This window comes from Streptomyces lasiicapitis, from assembly GCF_014646335.1.
GTDB classification, from domain to species: Bacteria; Actinomycetota; Actinomycetes; order Streptomycetales; family Streptomycetaceae; genus Streptomyces; species Streptomyces lasiicapitis.
Genome location: NZ_BMNG01000005.1, coordinates 473,124 through 490,502 on the forward strand (window position 1 = coordinate 473,124; position 17,379 = coordinate 490,502).

A 17,379-nucleotide genomic window follows, 5' to 3' on the forward strand; every position below is an offset into this window, starting at 1 on the left:
CCGGGACGCGCCGGGGCCAAGCCCTGCGGCGCGTCCCGCGGGTGGCTCAGCTGTTGACGCGGCGACGGCCCGCGAGCACCCCGAAGGCCACGCCCGCGGCGCCGACGACGATGCCGACGATGCCGAGGGTGCGGGCGGTGGTGTCGCTGCTGTCGCTGTCGGAGGCGCTCTCTTCCTTGCCGCCGGACTTGGCGTCGGACTCGGCCGCGGCCTTGTCCTTGTCATCGGACTTGTCGTCGGCACCGGCGCCGCCGTGGTGGTCCTCGGACGCGGCGCTCAGCGCGAGGGCGGGCGCCGGGAACTCCGGCTCCTCCGCGCCCTTCTGCTGCGGCTCGATCCAGCGCACGACGTCCTTGTTGCTGTACGTCTGGAGCGCCTTGAAGACCATCTGGTCGGCGTCCTCGGGGAGCTGGCCGAGGGAGAGCGGGAACTTCTGGAAGGTGCCCGGCTCGATGCCCTTGCCGTCGGCGGTCCAGACGACCTTGGAGACGGCCTCGTCGATCTTCTCGCCGTGGATCTCGATCGGCTTCTTCAGCTTGGTCTTGGTGACCTTCGCCTTCCAGCCGGGCACGGGCTGCGTCATCACCGACGCGAGCGGCTGGTCGGCGGGGAAGGTGACCTCGAGCTTGGTCGTCGAGGCGTCGTCGCGCTCGTTGGGGACCTTGAAGTTGACGGTCGCGTAGCCGCCCTTGGCGGCCTCGCCCTCGGGGCTGACGCTGACGTGCGCGAAGGCGGGGACGGCGGAGAGCAGCAGGACGGCGGAGGCGGCGGTGCCGGCGACGACGGAGACACGGGTCAGGGACTTCATGGCGGAATGCTCCAGTTTCGGCAGGTGGACACGGCGGTCGTGCCCGTGGTGACACGGGCGTCGTGCCCGTGGTGAACGGTGAATACGGCCGTACGCACTGTGGTGTTCGACAAGGGGACGCGGTGCGGGCGGGCCGTGCGGCCGGGCGCGCATGCGTGCGGGCACGCCTCGCGGCACGCACCCCTTGAGGAAGGAGCGGTCCGCGTCAGGCGGCGAGTGCGAGGTCGGCGGGCGCGGGCGGGCCGCGCCGGATCACCGTGTCCTTGAGCGTGGCGGCTTCGAGCCGCGGCGGCAGGAGCGTGTGCGCGGCGTGCACGGGCCCGGCCGTGGGCGCGCCGGTGAGCCCGGCGCGCATGACTCGTACCAGCGCGAGAGCGGCACGCAGCGAACGTACGAGCGCCACCTCGGCGACTCCATACGCCCCCTGGGCCGAGAGCCGCACCAGACGGGTCAGCGCGAGGTCGCCGCGGCGCAGCAGCCAGCCCGCGGCGAGCGCCGCGAGGACGTGCGCGAGCAGCATCGGCAGCGACGGAAGGAGCGAGGCCGCCGGGTCCATGCCCGGCATCGAGCCCGTCGCGGCGTGCCCCGCGGCCTCGCTCCCGGCGTGGCCGTGGGCCGCGTGGGCACCGCCCGAGGGCTCCAGACCGGCGCCCCGGAGGATCTGCCGTGCCTGTACGGGAGTGATCGTCGCCGCGCTCGCGCCGCACGCGATGCGGGCCGCGCGCTCGACGAGCGAGGCGGCGTCCGAACCGCCCGCGGTGGCCGACGCCATGGCCGTGCCGTGCTGCTGGCCGAGGCCGAACAGCGCGTGCAGAGCCAGCTGACCGGCGGCGAGTGCCCCCGCGATGCCCGGCAGCGAACGCTCGCGCCCGGCGAGGGGCACGGCCACGGCGAGGACGGCGAGGAAGGCCACGGCCAGTGTCCACAGCGGGACCGAGGCGCACGAGGCGAGTACATGGCCCCCGGCGGACAGCACGACACAGACCGCGGCGAACATCGCGGCCCGCAGCAGCCGGAGGTCGGCTCCGGTGCGCGCCTGGCGCTCGTGGGGGGCAGTCATGGCGGGGCCATCATCGCACCAGGCCCACCCGTCTCCTACGGCAGGTCTACGCCGGCTCCGCAAGGTTCCGCCCCTCCGCGAGGGGTACCCGTCTACACCGGCACGGGTCGCCGCCGCGTCCGCCGTATGGGCGGCATCACGTCAAGTGGGCGCTTATTCGCGGGCACGCGCGGCAATACGTATCGGTATGTCGAGCCGCAGCCAGGAGGCTGGAGCATGAGCATCTGGTGGTCACTCCATTTGCGGCGCGAAGCTGCGAGCGTTCCGCTCGCCCGGCGCCTGCTGATCGGCACGATGGAGAGCGCGGGGGTGCACCCCGACATCTCGTACGACCTGTCGCTCGCGCTCACCGAGGCCTGCGCCAACGCCGTGGAGCACGGTGGGGCGGCCGCCCCGGGCGCGCCCGGTGGCGCCTATCGGGTCACTGCCTACCTGGACGGCGAGAAGTGCCGCATCGAGGTCGCCGACTCGGGGCCCGGCTTTCCGCCGGGCCGTGTCCTCATGTCGACGCGCCGCGGCCGTCGGCGCCGCCGCGCCCGCCGCCCGGCCGCGGTGGCGCCGCCCGCCTCGTCCGTGTTGCCCACCGCGCCCTCGGTGCCGTCCGAAACCGCCGAGAGCGGGCGCGGGCTGTGTCTCATCCGTGAGCTCGCCGATCATGTGGACTTCGGGAACAAGCCTGGGCGCGGCGGCGCGGTGATCAGTTTCGACAAGGTGCTGAAGTGGCGCGAGGACGCGCCACTGATCAGTGCGTGAGCCTCCGGCCTGGGTGGCCGTTTGATCGCGGCCTGCGGCCTGCTCGTCCTCAATCGCCGGGCGGGCTAATTTCCCACCGTCTCGCTGTAGACCTTGAGCGCCGAGCGCGGTGCCCGTCCCAGCAGCTCGCGGAGCTTGTTGTTCTCCACACCCGTGCCGTCCAGGAAGCCTCCCGCTATCGCCGAGTACGTGCTCAGGAGCATCGGCACCTGGAAGGGGAGGGCCTGGCCCGCCGTCGTGATCGCCTCGCGGGTCGCGGCCAGGGTGTCGGGCTCGTAGTGGCCGCCGAGCGCGCGGGCCAGGTCGGGGCCGCCCAGGGGCTCCTCGCCGACCAGTTCGTAGGTGCGGCCCGCGTGCGGGGCCGGGTTCGTCGCCACGCGTACGGCCACGTCGGCGAGGTCCTCGCGGGCCACCGCGGCGAGGCGGCCGTCGCCCAGGGGCGCGGCGATGGTGCCGTCGGGGCCCGGCGCGGCGACGGCGGCGAGGAATTCCGCGTACAGGCCGTTGCGCAGCACCGTCCAGTTCAGGGTGGAGCGGCGCAGGCGGCGTTCGGTCCAGCGGTGGGCGAGGGCGTACGTGAGGTGGTCGCCGTCGCCGCTGAGGCTGGTGTAGACGAGGTGGCCGACGCCCGCCTTCTCGGCGGCGGTGATCACGGCCTCGTGGCGGGCGGCGACCACGTCGTCCTCGGCCGCGCCCGCCGAGATGACGAGCAGGGTGTCGACGCCGGTGAAGTCCAGGGAGGAGGGGTCGTCGAAGTCGACGCGGCGCCCGCCGGGCCCCGGCGTGCGGGTGCCGATCACGACGTCGTCGCGGCCCGCGAGGCGCGCGGTGACGAGCTTGCCGAGTGCGCCGGTGGCGCCGGTGATCATGAGCATGGGAAATTTCCCCCGTTGTCCTGGGTTCCGTAGATTCAAAGGAGTGGGTGGCGGTGGTCGCCGGGCCCGAGAACATCGTGATCCGCGGCGGACGATCACGTAAGGAGGCACTTTGATGTCAGCAGGGCACACGGCGGTAACCACTTCCGGCACGACCACGGACGAGCCGGTGATCGTCTGCGAGACGCCGCAGGACGAGTGCGGCGTCAGGGACGTCCTCGACCGGCTCGGCGACAAATGGTCCGTCTACGTAGTGGTCGAACTCGCCTCCGGAGTACTGCGGTTCAAGGAACTCCAGCGCCGCATCCACGGCGGCATCTCGCAGCGCATGCTGACCCTGACGGTGCGCCGCCTGGAGCGCGACGGCCTGGTGAAGCGCACGGTGTACCCCACCGTCCCGCCGCAGGTGGAGTACGAACTGACCGACCTCGGCCACAGCCTCACCCACCTCGTGAAGTCCCTGGCGGACTGGTCGATCGCCCACCGCCCGGACATCGCGGCGGCGCGGGAGGCGTACGACGGGAAGGCCGCTCAGGAGGAGCCGGCCGCCGCGGGCTGACGCGGGCCGGGCAGCGGCGTACGACATCGGTCCGGAAGCGACGTACGCCTCACAACTCCCCCTCCCCCGAAGGTGGAAGCACCCGGCACAGCGCCTCCACCGCCGCCGCGTACGCGTGCTCCGGCGGTGTCGCGTACCCGACCACCAGGCCGTCCGGCGCGCGCATGGACGCGGTCGCGGCCGGGTGGCGGTAGTCCGACAGGCCCTCCAGGCCGACCCCCTGCCAGGCGGCGGCCTTCACCGCGGACGCCTCCGTGCCGGGCGGCAGCCGCAGCACGGCGTGCAGCCCTGCCGCGATGCCGGTGACGGTGATGTGCGGGGCGCGGTCGGCGAGGGCGGTGACGAGGTGGTCGCGGCGGCGCCGGTAGCGCTGGCGCATGCGGCGGACGTGCCGGTCGTAGTGGCCGGAGTCGATGAGGTCGGCGAGGGTGAGCTGGTCGGGGACGCTCGCCCAGGCCTCCCGCTGGCCCTTGGCGGTCACGACGGCGTCGACCAGGTGCTCCGGAAGCACCATCCAGCCGAGCCGCACGGCGGGCGACAGGCTCTTGCTCACCGAGCCGACGTACACGACGCGTTCGGGGTCCAGGCCCTGGACGGCGCCGACGGGCTCGCGGTCGTAGCGGAACTCGCCGTCGTAGTCGTCCTCCACGATCAGGCCGTCGCGGGTGCGGGCCCAGTCGACGGCGGCGGTGCGGCGCGCGGGGTGCAGCGGGCCGCCGGTGGGGAACTGGTGCGCCGGGGTGAGCAGCAGCGCGCGGACCGGGCCCGCGACGTCCGCCAACTCCTCGACGCGGGCGCCGTGTTCGTCCAGGGACAGCGGCACCGTACGTACCTTGGCGGCGTCCAGGAGCGAGCGGTGGAAGCCGAGTCCGTACGCCTCCACGGCGGCGGGACCGCGCAGCACCCCGCCGCCCGAGCCGCCCCCGGGCCCGCCGAACAGCAGCCGCAGCGCGTGCGCGAACCCGGAGCAGACCACGATCCGTTCCGGGTCGGTGCGTACGCCGCGTACGCGCGCCAGATATCCGGCGAGCGCCCGGCGCAGCTCGACGCGGCCCCGCGGATCGCCGGGCCCGAAGGCCTCGTTGGGCGCGGCGGTGAGGGCGCGCCGGGCGGCGGCGAGCCAGGCGGCGCGGGGGAAGGAACCGGCGTCCGGCTGGCCCTGGACCAGGTTGTACGCGGGGCGTGCGGGCGCGGAGGGGGAGCGCTTGGGGACGCGGGCGGGCGGCGGGGGCGCGGCGCGCTCGGCCACGCGGGTGCCCGAGCCCTGGCGGGCGGTGAGCCAGCCTTCGGCGACGAGTTCGGCGTAGGCGTCGGCGACGGTGTTGCGGGCGACGCCGAGGTCGGCGGCGAGGGAGCGGTACGGGGGCAGTCTGGTGCCCGGGGCCAGCCTGCCGTCCTGGACCGCCGCCCGCAGCGCGCGGATCAGGGCGGCTCTGCGGCTGCCTCCGCCGGAGAGCTCCAGGTGCAGGTCACTGCCGATGCGCTCCGCCGAATTGACCCATGAATCCACCATGGAAATGCACCCTACCCGTGGTCTTTCCGCTCGTAGATTCATGGTCATGACGAACAGCACCGCGTACATCGAGTCCGCCACGCACACCGAGTCCACCACGCACACCCCGTCCGCCGGGCCCGTCGCCCGCGTCGACTTCGCCAGGGCCGCCCCGAAGGTCTTCAAGGCCGTCATCGGCCTGGACGCCGCCGCCCGCGCGGGCCTCGACCCGGCCCTGGTCGAGCTGATCCAGATCCGCGCCTCGCATCTCAACGGCTGCGCGTACTGCCTGCACATGCACACCAACGACGCGCGCAAGGCGGGCGAGAGCGAGGACCGGCTGCACATGGTGGCCGTCTGGCGCGAGGCCAGGAACTTCTTCACCGCCAAGGAGCAGGCCGCACTTGCCCTCACGGATGCCGTCACCCGCGTCGCCGACGCCGGTGTCCCGGACGCCGTATACGCCGAGGCGGCCGCACAGTTCGACGAGACCGAGCTGGCGCACGTGCTCGGCCTGATCTTCACCATCAACACGTGGAACCGGATCGCCCTGAGCACCGGGAAGGTCGCCGGGACGGACGAACGCCAGGGCTAGGCCCGCTTGTTGTTCGGCCGCGGGGCCGGGGTACGGCGAAGGCCGGGCACCCCCAGGGATGCCCGGCCCTCATCTGCGAACCGAAGCGAAAAGCGTCAGCCCTTCAGCTTCGCCATCCACAGCTCGACCTCGTCCGACCGGCGCGGCAGCGCCGCCGAGAGGTTCCGGTTGCCGTCCTCCGTGACGAGGATGTCGTCCTCGATGCGCACGCCGATGCCGCGGTACTCCTCCGGCACCGTGATGTCGTCCGCCTGGAAGTACAGGCCGGGCTCGACGGTCAGGCACATGCCGGGCTCCAGGGTGCCGTCCACGTACGTCTCGCGGCGGGCGGCCGCGCAGTCGTGGACGTCCATGCCGAGCATGTGACCGGTGCCGTGCAGCGTCCAGCGGCGCTGAAGGCCGAGCTCCAGGACGCGCTCGACCGGGCCCTCGACGAGGCCCCACTCGACCAGCTTCTCGGCGAGCACGCGCTGCGAGGCGTCGTGGAAGTCACGGAACTTGCCGCCCGGCTGCACCGCCGCGATGCCGGCCTCCTGGGCCTCGTACACCGCGTCGTAGATCTTCTTCTGCAGCTCGTCGAAGCGGCCGTTGATCGGCAGGGTGCGGGTGACGTCCGCCGTGTAGTACGTGTGCGTCTCGACGCCCGCGTCGAGCAGGAGCAGCTCGCCGGAGCGCACGGCGCCGTCGTTGCGCACCCAGTGCAGGGTGGTGGCGTGCGGGCCCGCGGCGCAGATGGAGCCGTAGCCGATGTCGTTGCCCTCGACGCGGGCGCGCAGGAAGAAGGTGCCCTCGATGTAGCGCTCGGAGGTGGCCTCGGCCTTGTCGAGGACCTTCACCACGTCCTCGAAGCCGCGCACCGTGGAGTCCACGGCCTTCTGCATCTCGCCGACCTCGAACTCGTCCTTGACGAGCCGGGCCTCGGAGAGGAAGACGCGCAGTTCCTCGTCGCGCTCGGCGGTGACCTTGTCGGCGAGCGCCGCCTCGATCCCGGCGTCGTACCCGCGCACCACGCGGACAGGACCGGTGGCCTCGCGCAGCGCGTCCGCGAGCTCGCGCACGTCGGAGGCGGGGACGCCGTAGAGCCGCTCGGCCTCGGTGAGGGAGTTGCGGCGGCCGACCCACAGCTCGCCCTGGCCGTCGAGCCAGAACTCGCCGTTCTCCCGGTCGGAGCGCGGCAGCAGGTAGATCGTCGTCTTGTGGCCCTCGCCCGCGGGCTCCATGACGAGGACGCCGTCCTCCGTCTGGTTGCCGCTGAGGTACGCGTACTCGACGGAGGCGCGGAAGGCGTACTCCGTGTCGTTCGAGCGGGTCTTCAGGTTGCCCGCGGGGATCACCAGGCGCTCGCCGGGGAAGCGCGCGGAGAGCGCGGCACGGCGCGCGGCGGTGTGCTTCGCCTGCGGCACCGGCTGAAGGTCGTGCAGCTCGGTGTCGGCCCAACCGGACTTCATGTTCTCGGCGAGCTCGTCGGAGACACCGGGGTAGAGGCCGTTCTTGCGCTGCTTGATCGGCTCTTCTTCCGTCTCCACCAGCTCTTCCGGGGTCTCCGGGTTGAGGGCGTCCGACACGGTCTGCCTCCTGTTTGACGGCTATGTACGACACTGGGCCGCCACCCATCGTACGGTCGTACGGAAGGGGGCCCAGGGGCGGAAGACCTGTTACAGGAGCCTGCTCACCGGGAGTGAGTGAACGTGCGCGCAGCCCGCTTCACCTCGCGCGAAGCGTGCCGCGTGCGAGGCCACCTCACTCGAAGCGCGCCGCGAGGAGCACCACGTCCTCCTCGCTGTCGCACCCGTCCGGCGCGTCCAGGCCTTCCGGCAGCACCGTGCGCAGCACGTGGTCGGCGATCGCCCCGGGGTCGTCGCGGGCGGCCTTCGGCACGCTCACGGCCGCCGCGTGCAGCTTGGCGAAGGCGCGGTCCATCGCTTCACCGGTGCGGTGCAGGAGCCCGTCCGTATAGAGAAGCAGTGTTTCTCCCGGCTCCGGGCGCATCTCCACGCTCGGCGCCTCCCAGCAGGCGAGCATGCCGAGCGGCGCCGACAGGGACGTCTCCACGAACTCCGTGCGCCGCTCGCCGACGATCAGCGGCGGGCTGTGCCCGGCCCCGGCGAGCACGATCTTGCGCAGGGCGGGCTCGCAGTACGCGAACAGGGCGGTGGCCGAGCGCGCGGGCTCGGTCAGGCGGAGCAGCAGCTCCAGGTCGGACAGGACGGCGACCGGGTCCTCGCCCTCCATCACGGCGTACGCCCGCAGGGAGGCCCGCAGCCGCCCCATCGCGGCGACCGCGCTCGGCCCGCACCCGGTGACGGAGCCGACCGCGAGGCCGAGCGCCGCGTCGGGCAGCGGCAGCGCGTCGAACCAGTCGCCGCCGCCGCGCGGTCCGGTGTGGTGCCGGGCCGCGAGCTGGACGCCGGCGACGCGCGGCAGCCGCGGGGGCAGCAGCTCCGCGCGCAGGGTCGCCTCGGTCGTGCGGGCGCGGTCCAGCTCCACCAGGCGCGCGAGGTGCTCGGTGGCGTGCCGGACGTAGAGGCCGACGAGGTGCCGTCGGCGCTCGGCCGGTTCGGCGGGCTCGTCGTACAGCCAGGCCGCGGCGCCCACGCGGCCCGCCGCGTCCGTGACCAGCGGCAGCGCGTAGCTCGCCGCGTATCCGAGGCGGACGGCGACCTCGCGGTGACGCGGGTCGAGGGTGTCGTCGGCGAAGAGGTCGGGCTGCACGATCTCGGTGACGGCCGGGCCCGGGGCGTCCCCGGCGGTGGCGGTGGCGGCGGTGGCGTCGAGGAGTCTGCCGAACGCGGTGGCGGCGCGCGGCACCGTCTCCAGGTGCCCGAGGTCGGCGCGGGCGAGGCCGAGGCCGACGGTGGTGTCGGGGCCGCGGCCGTCGGCGGGCTCCAGGACGACGAGGCCGCGGCGGGCGCCGACGAGGGCGGCTCCGGCGCGCAACAGTTCGTCGAGGGCGCCGTCGAGTGTGCTCGTGCGGGACAGGCGTTCCGTGAGTTCGTGCAGCGTGGTGAGGTCGGAGACCCAGCCGGCGAGGCGGTCCTGGATCAGCGCGCCCGGTGCGGCCTGGGCATATGGGGCGGCGGGGCCGGGCGGGACAGTGTGGGCGGGCGGCGGAACTGTGGAATCGATTCCGGCCACTTTCGGGAGGTGAGGGGCGGTCATGGCTGACGGCTTTCCGGCCTGTGCGTATTGCTCAATAGCATCGCAAACCCCCTGGTGTTCTGCGCCGCTAGCAATGTCTCCACATCTACACGCAGTGGAGAGGGGATGTCCAGCATTGTCCTGCGAGGATTCCTGGTGTCCAGAGGTACGGACGTGAATTCTGCGAACTGCCAGCGATCTTGAAATCTTGGCCGGAAACTGTTGCAGGGAAGGGCATATTGCGGTCGACTGACATTGTTCGAAGGAGCGTCACAGCGGTCGTGATGGGTACGTACTCGGTGATGGCCAGGGGCAGTTGCACGATGCCCGGAACCTGGCGGCGGACCCGGGCGTCTTAACCCACGGCGACCGTGCCCCATCCTCCCGTGGCACGGGCGGCAAGAAGTACGCGGGACGGCAAACGCCAGGCGCCGCCACCCCACGCCACGTTAACGCTCGGCCCATAGGGGAGCCCCATGCCGCAGGCTGGGGCGTGATGCGCCAGCTTGTACGCACCTGTACGCACTTGCATGCACCTAGTACGCGCACCTCGTACGCACGGCGATAGAGATCCACTCATGGTGTGATGTGGCCCGAAGTGTCCCTCTGCGTGTAACGGAAAGGAACGAGCGCTCATGCGCGAGATCCTCGGAAGGCGACGCAGGCTCCTGTCCTGGCGAATCGGCAGGAAGATCGGTAGGAAGTCTGACCAGAGTCCCGCTCTGCTCGGCGCGGCCCTGACCTTCGCGACGGCGTGGCACTGGCCCGTATTGCCGGGCGTCGGCATCGAAGGCCAGGTCAGGCAGGGTTTCGGCACACTCGCAAAGAGTGGCAGGGGCGACGCTCCCGGCCCGCGCGGCGGAGCCGTGCGCTGTGCCTGTCCGGACCCCGAATGCGCGTTCCCCGGCGCCCACCCGCTGGACCCGGGCCTCCTTGCCGCGACCACCGACGAGCGCATGGTGCGCTGGTGGTGGACCAACCGTCCCGGCGCGCCGGTGCTCCTGGCCACCGGCGGACGCGCCCCGTGCGCCGTGAGCCTGCCCGCCGTGCCCGGCGCGCGCGCCCTGTCCGCGCTTCAGGAAGCCGGCATCCGCCTCGGCCCGGTCATCGCGACGCCGGCCCGCGTCTTCATCCTCGTCGCGCCGTATTCGATGGAGCAGTTGGGCGCGCTCCTGTACGCCAAGGACTGGGTGCCCGGCTCGCTGCGCTTCCACGGAGAGGGCGGGTACGTGGCCCTGCCGCCGTCGGAGACGGGCCAGGGCCAGGTGCGCTGGGAGCAGGCACCCCTGCCGGGCTCCGCGGCCCCCTGGGTGCCGGACGTCCAGGCCGTCGTGGACGCCGTGGTGGACGCGCTCACTCGTACGGGTGTGAGCGCGCCCGAGTTGTAAGGGAATTGGGCGCGGGGCGAACGGGCCGGGGGCCCTTGGTCGTTATCTTCGGGCCATGCACCCGCGCCCGGCCGTGAACCCCCGCCTGCTCGCGCTCCTGGGCGTCGTGGCCGTCGCCGTGCTGCTGCCGCTCGCCGGCGCCTCCGCGGGGCCCGTGCTCCACGACGACGCCAAGCCCCCCGCCGCGCCTCCCCCGGAGCGCGCCGCACCTCCGAAGGGCTCCGGCGAACGCCCGTCCCGGCCGCAGGACACGCACCCCCGCCCGGCCGCCCTCGCGGCCGACACACCGCCCCCGAGCGAGACCACCGCCCGCTGCGGCCCCGAACTCTCCACGCCCGACGGCGTCGACGCCCAGACCTGCGTCCTGACCCAGGCCGACGACACGTGGGCGCGTACCTACTACCGCAACGCCACCGGCCGCGCGCTGAAGGCCGTGCTGAGCGTCATGGGCCCCAAGGGACGCACCGTGCAGATGCACTGCGCGGTCGGCGCGGAGGACGAGCCGGCGGCGTGCGAGACACCCCGGGAGCGCACGGCGGGAACCGCGGCGCAGTACGCGGCGGTGGCGGAGTTCGCGACTGAGAGCGGCGACGCGCTGCTGCTGCGCTCGGGCAGCAACTAGGCGGCGGCCCGGGGCAGTTGAGCGTGCGACTTTCCGCGACTCGGCGCCGGGCATGGAAACGCCCGGTTGCTGGCGACGGGGGATGCACCAGCAACCGGGCTACCTGAACGGTAACAAGAGATCGGCGCTTGGCAAATTCGATCTCAGTTATCCGGACAGGGATTTACCTGCGCTCAAGGGGAGTTGTGACAGGAGTCACGCGTTCCGATCCGACTGACTGGTGGGTCAGTGACGGCGGGGTCCCGGGGGCGGTCCCGCGGGGCACCGGGACAAGACGGCGGGCCCCGCTCAGCTGAGGGTGACCTGCCGGTTGGTGAGGCCGCCGCGCGCCCGCCGCTCCTCCGGGGTGAGCGGCTCCGTCGACGCGAGCGCCGTCGCGAGCCGCCCGGCGAACTCGGCGGCGGGCTGCTCGACGTCCTTCGCGCCCATGCCGCTCGGCAGGTCCCACACCGGCACGATGAGCCCGTGCGCACGGAAGGAGCCCACAAGCCGGGTGCCCTCGCCGAGGCTCGACGTACCGGCCGCGTGCAGCCGCGCGAGCGCGTCGAGCAGCTGCTCCTCGGGGTGCGGCATGACCCAGCGCAGGTGGTTCTTCTCCGGGGTCTCGCACCAGTACGCGGCGTCCACGCCGGGGAGCTTGACGGTCGGGATGGCGGCGGCGTTCGCGCGCTCCAGGGAGGCGGACACCTCCGGAGTCGCGTTCTCCGCGTCCGGCACCCAGAACTCGAAACCGGCGTGCACGACCGGCTCGAACGCGCTCTTCTCGTCGATCAGGTCCTGCAGGCGCGGCCCCTCGGAGGGCGCGCGGCGTCCTGCGACCGGCTGGCCGGGCTCGGTGGTGAGCGCGCGCTCCAGGGTGTCGGCGAGGTCGCGGCTGATGTCGCCGGACGAGGTGTCGTTCTGCAGGCCGAGCAGCACCGAGCCGTCGTCGCGGCGCAGCGCGGGCCAGGCCATCGGCAGGACGGTCGCCAGCGTCACCGAGGGCACGCCCTCGGGAAGGCCGTTCTTCAGGGTGAGCTCGACGGTCGCGGCGGGCACCAGCTCGCGCAGGGCCACCCAGTCGCACTCGCCGGGCAGTCCGTCGAAGGGGCGCTGCACCAGCTCGGTCACCGCGTGCGCGGCGGCGCGGCCGTGACAGGCCTTGTAGCGGCGGCCCGAACCGCAGGGGCAGGGTTCCCTGGCGCCGACGACCGGGACCTCGTGGTCCTTGAGCTGCGGCTGCTTGCCCTTGCTGCCCTGGTTGCCCTTGGTCTGCGGGCGCTTCTTGGCCATCGTGGGTGTCTCCCGGTTACGGCTCGCTTGCGTACGGGCGCGAGCCTAGCCGTTCACCGGTGGGGGACCGGGCGCGGCGGCGTCCGCCCGGCCGCCGGCTGCGCAGACCTCAGTCCAAGTCGTCGAAGGGGTCGGCGAACCGCAGGTCGGATATCGCGGCCGCCGACGGTGCGGCGACGCGCGTAGCGAAATCCTCGCGACGGTGCCCGGACTGCACCAGGGCCCAGACGGTGACCTCGCCGCGGGTGTCGTCGCGGACGCCCCAGGCCTCGGCGAGGGCGGTGATGATGTTGAGCCCGCGGCCGCCGTGGGCCGTGACCGAGGGAGTGGCCGGAATCGGGCGGGTCGGGCCGCCGCCGTCCGTCACCTCGACCGTGAGCCGTCCTGTCTTGTCGACGCGCCACGCGGCGCGTACATCTCCGTCGTCGCCGCCGCCGTCCCCGTTCATCCCCTCGCCCAGCGGTCTGCCGTGTCGGCAGGCATTGCTGAGGAGTTCGGAAAGGATCAGTACGGCGTCGTCGATGACCGATTCGGACACTCCGCTGATGCGCAATTGGTCGCGCATCCGGTGCCTTGCTTCCCCCACGCCCGCAGGACCATGGGGTACGGCCATGCTCGACGACGCGGGCACCTCCCGTGCCACCACAAACGCCACCCCCGAGACCTCCTTTGCCCCACGCCACGGTGTGGATGCCCCAATGGACTGGACCGGAAACCGGCCAACACCGGGATGGTGACGCACTCGTCACGATCGAATACGGACCGAACGCGCCGGTGCACTCCCCGTAACGAAGGTCAGTTCCGGCCCAGTTGGGACAGGACCTGCTTGGGGCGGTTGGTGATGATCGCGTCGACGCCGAGGCGCGCGCAGAGCTCCACGTCCGCGGGTTCGTTCACGGTCCACACGTGCACCTGGTGCCCGGCGCGCTTGAGCTTGGCGACGTACCCGGGGTGGTTGCGTACGATCCGGATGCCCGGGCCCGCGATCCGCACGCCCTGGGGGAGCCTGCCGTCGCGGTGGCGGGGCGAGACGAACTGCATCAGGTAGACGGTCGGCAGGGTCGGCGACGCGGCCCGCACGCGGTGCAGGGAGCGCGCCGAGAAGCTCATGACCCGGATGGGCGAAGGGCCGCCGGCGGGCGGCGCGTCGAGGTCGAAGCGCTTGAGCAGGTGCAGCAGCCGCTCCTCGACCTGGCCCGCCCAGCGGGTGGGGTGCTTGGTCTCGATGGCGAGCTGGACGTGCCGTCCGGAGGCATTGTTTTCGGCCACTAGCTCCAGGAGCCGCTCCAGCGTGAGCACGGAGGTGTCGGCCGGATCGGGCCCCTCCTCCCAGTCCGGGACCTCCCCGTCCGAATCCCCGTCCGAATCCCCGTCCGGGCCGGCTTCCGGCCCCTCTCCAGCGAGTCTCCAGGAGCCGAAGTCCAGGGCGGCCAGATCGGCGAGCTCCAGCGCGGAGACGGCGCCGCGGCCGTTGGAGGTGCGGTTCACACGGCGGTCGTGGACACAGACGAGATGGCCGTCGGCAGTGAGCCGTACATCGCATTCGAGGGCGTCGGCGCCGTCCTCGACCGCTTTCTTGTACGCGGCCAGCGTGTGCTCCGGGGCGTCCTCAGAGGCTCCGCGGTGGGCGACGACCTGGATCTGGTGCTGTCGTGCGTGGGTCACCGCGTCATCGTGCCATCGCTGTCCGGCTGGGCCTTTCGAATGGGGCGGTTTCGCCCGCCGTGAACGCACAGCATCGGCTTATGGTGCCCTGACAGCCCATGGGAAAAGCTGACTACAGACAAAACTGAACCGAATTGATCGTTTGCTGCTCTCAGGCCGTGACCGAGTACGACAGCGTGGACCGAGGAGAAGAAGCTGTGAGCACCGAGAACGAGGGCACTGAGGTACCCCCGGCCCCGTCCGCACCTCCTGTGCCGGTGGACACTCCCGCTGCTTCCGCGTCCGGGGAGCAGGCGGCCGGGCAGGCCCCTGCCCCGGCACAGAGCCCGGCGGCTCCCGCGCCGAGCGCTCCTGCGCCGAGCGCTCCTGATCCGTACGCACACACGGCCGCGCACGTGGGCGCGGGCCAGACGACCGCCGGGCAGGTCCCCGCCGGACACGCCTCTTCGGGGCACGCCCCTGCCGGTTCCGGGGCCTGGCCGCCGCCTCCGCCGCCCGCCGTGCCTACGTACGCGCAGGGTGGCGGCTCCGGCTCCGGCTGGGGCGCGTCCTGGACGGCGGAGCAGCCGGCGGCGCCGAAGCCCGGCGGGCGGCGCGGCGGCCTGGTCGCGGCCGTCATCGCGGCGGCCCTTGTCGCGGGCGGCGTGGGCGGCGGCCTCGGCTTCTGGGCGGCGGACCGCAGCGAGGACAGCGGCACGGACTCGACGACGGTCTCGGCGTCGGACTCCCCGGCCGACCTCAAGCGCGAGCCCGGGTCGGTGGCGGCCATCGCGAACAAGGCGCTGCCGAGCGTCGTCACCATCGAGGCCCAGAGCGGCAGCGGCGAGGGCGGCACGGGCACGGGGTTCGTGTACGACAAGCAGGGCCACATCATGACCAACAACCACGTGGTGGCGTCCGCCGCGCAGGGCGGCAAGCTGTCGGCGACGTTCTCCAACGGCAAGAAGTACGACGCCGAGGTGGTGGGCCGGGCGGAGGGCTATGACGTCGCGGTCATCAAGCTCAAGTCCAAGCCGGCGAACCTCAACCCGATCGCGCTCGCCGACTCCGACAAGGTGGCCGTCGGGGACTCCACGATCGCCATCGGCGCGCCCTTCGGCCTGTCCAACACGGTCACGACGGGCATCGTCAGCGCCAAGAACCGGCCGGTGACGTCCAGCGACGGCGGCAGCAGCAAGAGTTCGTACATGAGCGCGCTGCAGACCGACGCGTCCATCAACCCGGGCAACTCCGGCGGCCCGCTCCTGGACGCGCGCGGCGCGGTGATCGGCATCAACTCCGCGATCAAGCCCGCCGACAGCGGCGGCCTCGGGGGCGGCGCCCAGTCGGGCTCGATCGGCCTCGGCTTCGCGATCCCGGTGAACCAGGCGAAGAACGTCGCCCAGCAGCTGATCAAGACGGGCGAGGCGACGTATCCGGTGATCGGCGCGTCGGTGTCCCTGGGGGAGGCGTCGAACGGCGCGACCATCTCCGACCGCGCGGCCGGCGGCTCCGGCGCGGCGGTGGAGCCGGGCGGCCCCGCGGCCAAGGCGGGCCTCAAGTCCGGCGACGTCATCAAGAAGCTGGACGACATGGTCATCGACAGCGGCCCGACCCTGATCGGCCAGATCTGGACCCACAAGCCCGGCGACACCGTCAAGATCACCTACGAACGGGACGGCAAGGAGCGCACAGCCGACGTGACCCTGGGCGCACGCAAGGGCGACAGCTGACCCGCTACTCTTGACCCCGCGCCACCGCCGCCCACGGGCCGCGGGCGCGGGGTGGGTTGCCCGAGCGGCCTAAGGGAACGGTCTTGAAAACCGTCGTGGCAGCGATGTCACCGTGGGTTCAAATCCCACACCCACCGCGGGAACTGGCCGTAAGGCCTCATGAGGCGGGGTGTCCGGAACTTCCGGGCGCCCTGCCTCTTCTTTTTTGCCCGGCGTGACTCCCAGTGGCCGTGGGCCGCTCGGGTGAGGGGGCGGTACCTCGGTGGGGTGGGGGTGGGTTAAGGGGTTCGGCAGGGCGTTGGGTGTGCTGCCGGAACTGGAAGGGGTGCTTCGGGTATGAGGGTTGTTGGGGCTGTTGTGGGTGTGATGGGTGCGGTGAGTGCTGTGGGCGCCGTGGGAGCTGTGGGGGCCGCCATGGTGATGGGGGCGGCTGGGCCTGCCTTGGCTGTTGAGGGGGCGGGGTCGGGGGACGGTGTGGCTGTTACTTCGTTGGTTGCCCGGGACTCGTTTGACGGGGTTCCTGGGCAGGAGGTCGTTGATGGGTCGGCGGCGCGGTCGTTGCCCATCGGGGGGTTGCCGATTTCTTAGCCGGGTCGCGGGCGGTCGGGTTGTCAGTCGTGGCCCGTCAGGCGGGCCGCTGAGGCGATTGTTGAGCGGGCCTCTCGGAGGGTGAGGCCCACTCGGAGTGCCGCGTCCGTGAGGGGGCCCACGAGGGCCTCGCCCAGGCCGTTCTCGTACGCGCGGCATGCCGCCCAGAACAGGCGGGTGTTGCGTTGGCCCTCGTGCGCGGCCAGGACGAACTGGACCAGGCCGTGGCCTTGTTGGGCCGATGGTGGGGCGTCCGTGGCCGGGGGTGACGGGCGGCGTCGTGGCGACGGGGCCAGCAGGCGTAGGAGCGCGGGCGGGCACGCCGCCGGTGGGAGGTGCGCCGTGCCCGGCACCGTGCTGTAGATGCCGTGTTCGGTACGGGAACCGGGGCCGACCAGGTAGCCGCCCGCGCCGCGGATGTCGATCCCCGGAGCCAGTCGCCCCGCCGAGTTGGGCACCACCGTGTCGGGCGGCCCGGACAGCCAGATGTGCCGGCCCCCGCTCGGCGTCATCACGACGACCGTCTCCGGGATTGTGAACAGGTGCCGCAGCGCCAACTCCCGCAGCGCGGCCGGGGCGTCGGCACCCGACTTCGTGTCCAGGTCGACGCCGATCAGGTGGTACGGGGCGAGCCCGCACGCGATGCCGTAGCCGGAGGCCCAGGGCGCGGCGGCGAACAGTTCACGGATGCGCAGCGGGTCCGTCGACGCGTCGTACACGCCGTGCCCCATGCGGCCGCACTCGCCCCGGCACGCCGACGGCTGCGGGTCCTCGTGGTGCGGGGAGCGCAGCGCCGGGAGCTTGGTCCGGGAGAGCGGGATGACGGCCAGGCCGCGTTCGGCCGCGGACAGG

At 72.6% G+C, this 17,379-nt stretch carries 16 protein-coding genes and 1 tRNA gene; 7 read left to right on the forward strand and 10 right to left on the reverse strand.

The genetic code is table 11. The features are described 5' to 3' along the window. Positions 1–46 precede the first annotated feature (46 nt). Together IEY91_RS13765 and IEY91_RS13770 are read right to left on the reverse strand one after the other, a co-directional pair. Complete coding sequence (locus IEY91_RS13765; RefSeq protein ID WP_189174133.1) at positions 47–808, reverse strand: YcnI family copper-binding membrane protein; 762 nt, start codon at positions 806–808, stop codon at positions 47–49. A gap of 205 nt (positions 809–1,013) precedes the next feature. Further along, on the reverse strand, positions 1,014–1,868 hold the full coding sequence (locus IEY91_RS13770) for a hypothetical protein (RefSeq protein ID WP_189174134.1): 855 nt from the start codon (positions 1,866–1,868) through the stop codon (positions 1,014–1,016). Positions 1,869–2,084: 216 nt separating this feature from the next. Here IEY91_RS13770 and IEY91_RS13775 point away from each other — a divergent pair, with 216 nt between their 5' ends. Continuing rightward, a complete protein-coding gene (locus IEY91_RS13775) occupies positions 2,085–2,621 on the forward strand; it encodes an ATP-binding protein (protein WP_189174135.1) in 537 nt (178 codons plus the stop codon). Between the two features lie 65 nt (positions 2,622–2,686). On the opposite strand, the gene IEY91_RS13780 is transcribed toward IEY91_RS13775, so the two are convergent. Further along, complete coding sequence (locus IEY91_RS13780) at positions 2,687–3,496, reverse strand: NAD(P)H-binding protein (protein ID WP_189174136.1); 810 nt, start codon at positions 3,494–3,496, stop codon at positions 2,687–2,689. 115 nt (positions 3,497–3,611) lie between these two features. Here IEY91_RS13780 and IEY91_RS13785 point away from each other — a divergent pair, with 115 nt between their 5' ends. Next, the gene (locus IEY91_RS13785) at positions 3,612–4,055 is read left to right on the forward strand and encodes a winged helix-turn-helix transcriptional regulator (protein WP_164323111.1); all 444 of its coding nucleotides are present in this window, start codon (positions 3,612–3,614) and stop codon (positions 4,053–4,055) included. Positions 4,056–4,104: 49 nt separating this feature from the next. Here IEY91_RS13785 and pdxR read toward each other — a convergent pair whose 3' ends face one another. Further along, positions 4,105–5,568: a MocR-like pyridoxine biosynthesis transcription factor PdxR gene (pdxR, locus tag IEY91_RS13790; RefSeq protein ID WP_189174137.1), complete on the reverse strand. Its 1,464-nt coding sequence runs from the start codon at positions 5,566–5,568 to the stop codon at positions 4,105–4,107. Between the two features lie 40 nt (positions 5,569–5,608). Between pdxR and IEY91_RS13795 the strand changes: the two genes are divergently transcribed. Next, the gene (locus IEY91_RS13795; RefSeq protein WP_189174138.1) at positions 5,609–6,142 is read left to right on the forward strand and encodes a carboxymuconolactone decarboxylase family protein; all 534 of its coding nucleotides are present in this window, start codon (positions 5,609–5,611) and stop codon (positions 6,140–6,142) included. 95 nt (positions 6,143–6,237) lie between these two features. On the opposite strand, the gene IEY91_RS13800 is transcribed toward IEY91_RS13795, so the two are convergent. Further along, a complete protein-coding gene (locus tag IEY91_RS13800) occupies positions 6,238–7,707 on the reverse strand; it encodes an aminopeptidase P family protein (protein WP_189174139.1) in 1,470 nt (489 codons plus the stop codon). Between the two features lie 175 nt (positions 7,708–7,882). After that, complete coding sequence (locus IEY91_RS13805) at positions 7,883–9,301, reverse strand: PP2C family protein-serine/threonine phosphatase (protein WP_189174140.1); 1,419 nt, start codon at positions 9,299–9,301, stop codon at positions 7,883–7,885. A gap of 614 nt (positions 9,302–9,915) precedes the next feature. Between IEY91_RS13805 and IEY91_RS13810 the strand changes: the two genes are divergently transcribed. Then, positions 9,916–10,668 (forward strand): bifunctional DNA primase/polymerase, encoded by a 753-nt coding sequence (locus tag IEY91_RS13810; RefSeq protein WP_189174141.1) that lies wholly within the window; start codon positions 9,916–9,918, stop codon positions 10,666–10,668. Between the two features lie 55 nt (positions 10,669–10,723). Further along, on the forward strand, positions 10,724–11,290 hold the full coding sequence (locus IEY91_RS13815; RefSeq protein WP_229696929.1) for a hypothetical protein: 567 nt from the start codon (positions 10,724–10,726) through the stop codon (positions 11,288–11,290). 288 nt (positions 11,291–11,578) lie between these two features. Here the strand turns inward: IEY91_RS13815 and IEY91_RS13820 are convergent, their stop codons facing one another. From IEY91_RS13820 to IEY91_RS13830, 3 genes are all read right to left on the reverse strand, one after another. Further along, positions 11,579–12,562 (reverse strand): DUF5926 family protein, encoded by a 984-nt coding sequence (locus IEY91_RS13820; protein ID WP_189174142.1) that lies wholly within the window; start codon positions 12,560–12,562, stop codon positions 11,579–11,581. A gap of 109 nt (positions 12,563–12,671) precedes the next feature. Further along, the gene (locus IEY91_RS13825) at positions 12,672–13,304 is read right to left on the reverse strand and encodes an ATP-binding protein (RefSeq protein ID WP_164323126.1); all 633 of its coding nucleotides are present in this window, start codon (positions 13,302–13,304) and stop codon (positions 12,672–12,674) included. 53 nt (positions 13,305–13,357) lie between these two features. Next, complete coding sequence (locus tag IEY91_RS13830; RefSeq protein ID WP_189174143.1) at positions 13,358–14,227, reverse strand: glycerophosphodiester phosphodiesterase; 870 nt, start codon at positions 14,225–14,227, stop codon at positions 13,358–13,360. Between the two features lie 197 nt (positions 14,228–14,424). Here IEY91_RS13830 and IEY91_RS13835 point away from each other — a divergent pair, with 197 nt between their 5' ends. Continuing rightward, positions 14,425–15,939 (forward strand): S1C family serine protease, encoded by a 1,515-nt coding sequence (locus IEY91_RS13835; protein WP_189174144.1) that lies wholly within the window; start codon positions 14,425–14,427, stop codon positions 15,937–15,939. A 50-nt stretch (positions 15,940–15,989) separates the two neighbouring features. After that, positions 15,990–16,076, forward strand: a tRNA-Ser gene (locus IEY91_RS13840). A gap of 474 nt (positions 16,077–16,550) precedes the next feature. Here IEY91_RS13840 and IEY91_RS13845 read toward each other — a convergent pair. Next, positions 16,551–17,378: a bifunctional DNA primase/polymerase gene (locus tag IEY91_RS13845; RefSeq protein ID WP_164328379.1), complete on the reverse strand. Its 828-nt coding sequence runs from the start codon at positions 17,376–17,378 to the stop codon at positions 16,551–16,553. Position 17,379 lies beyond the last annotated feature (1 nt).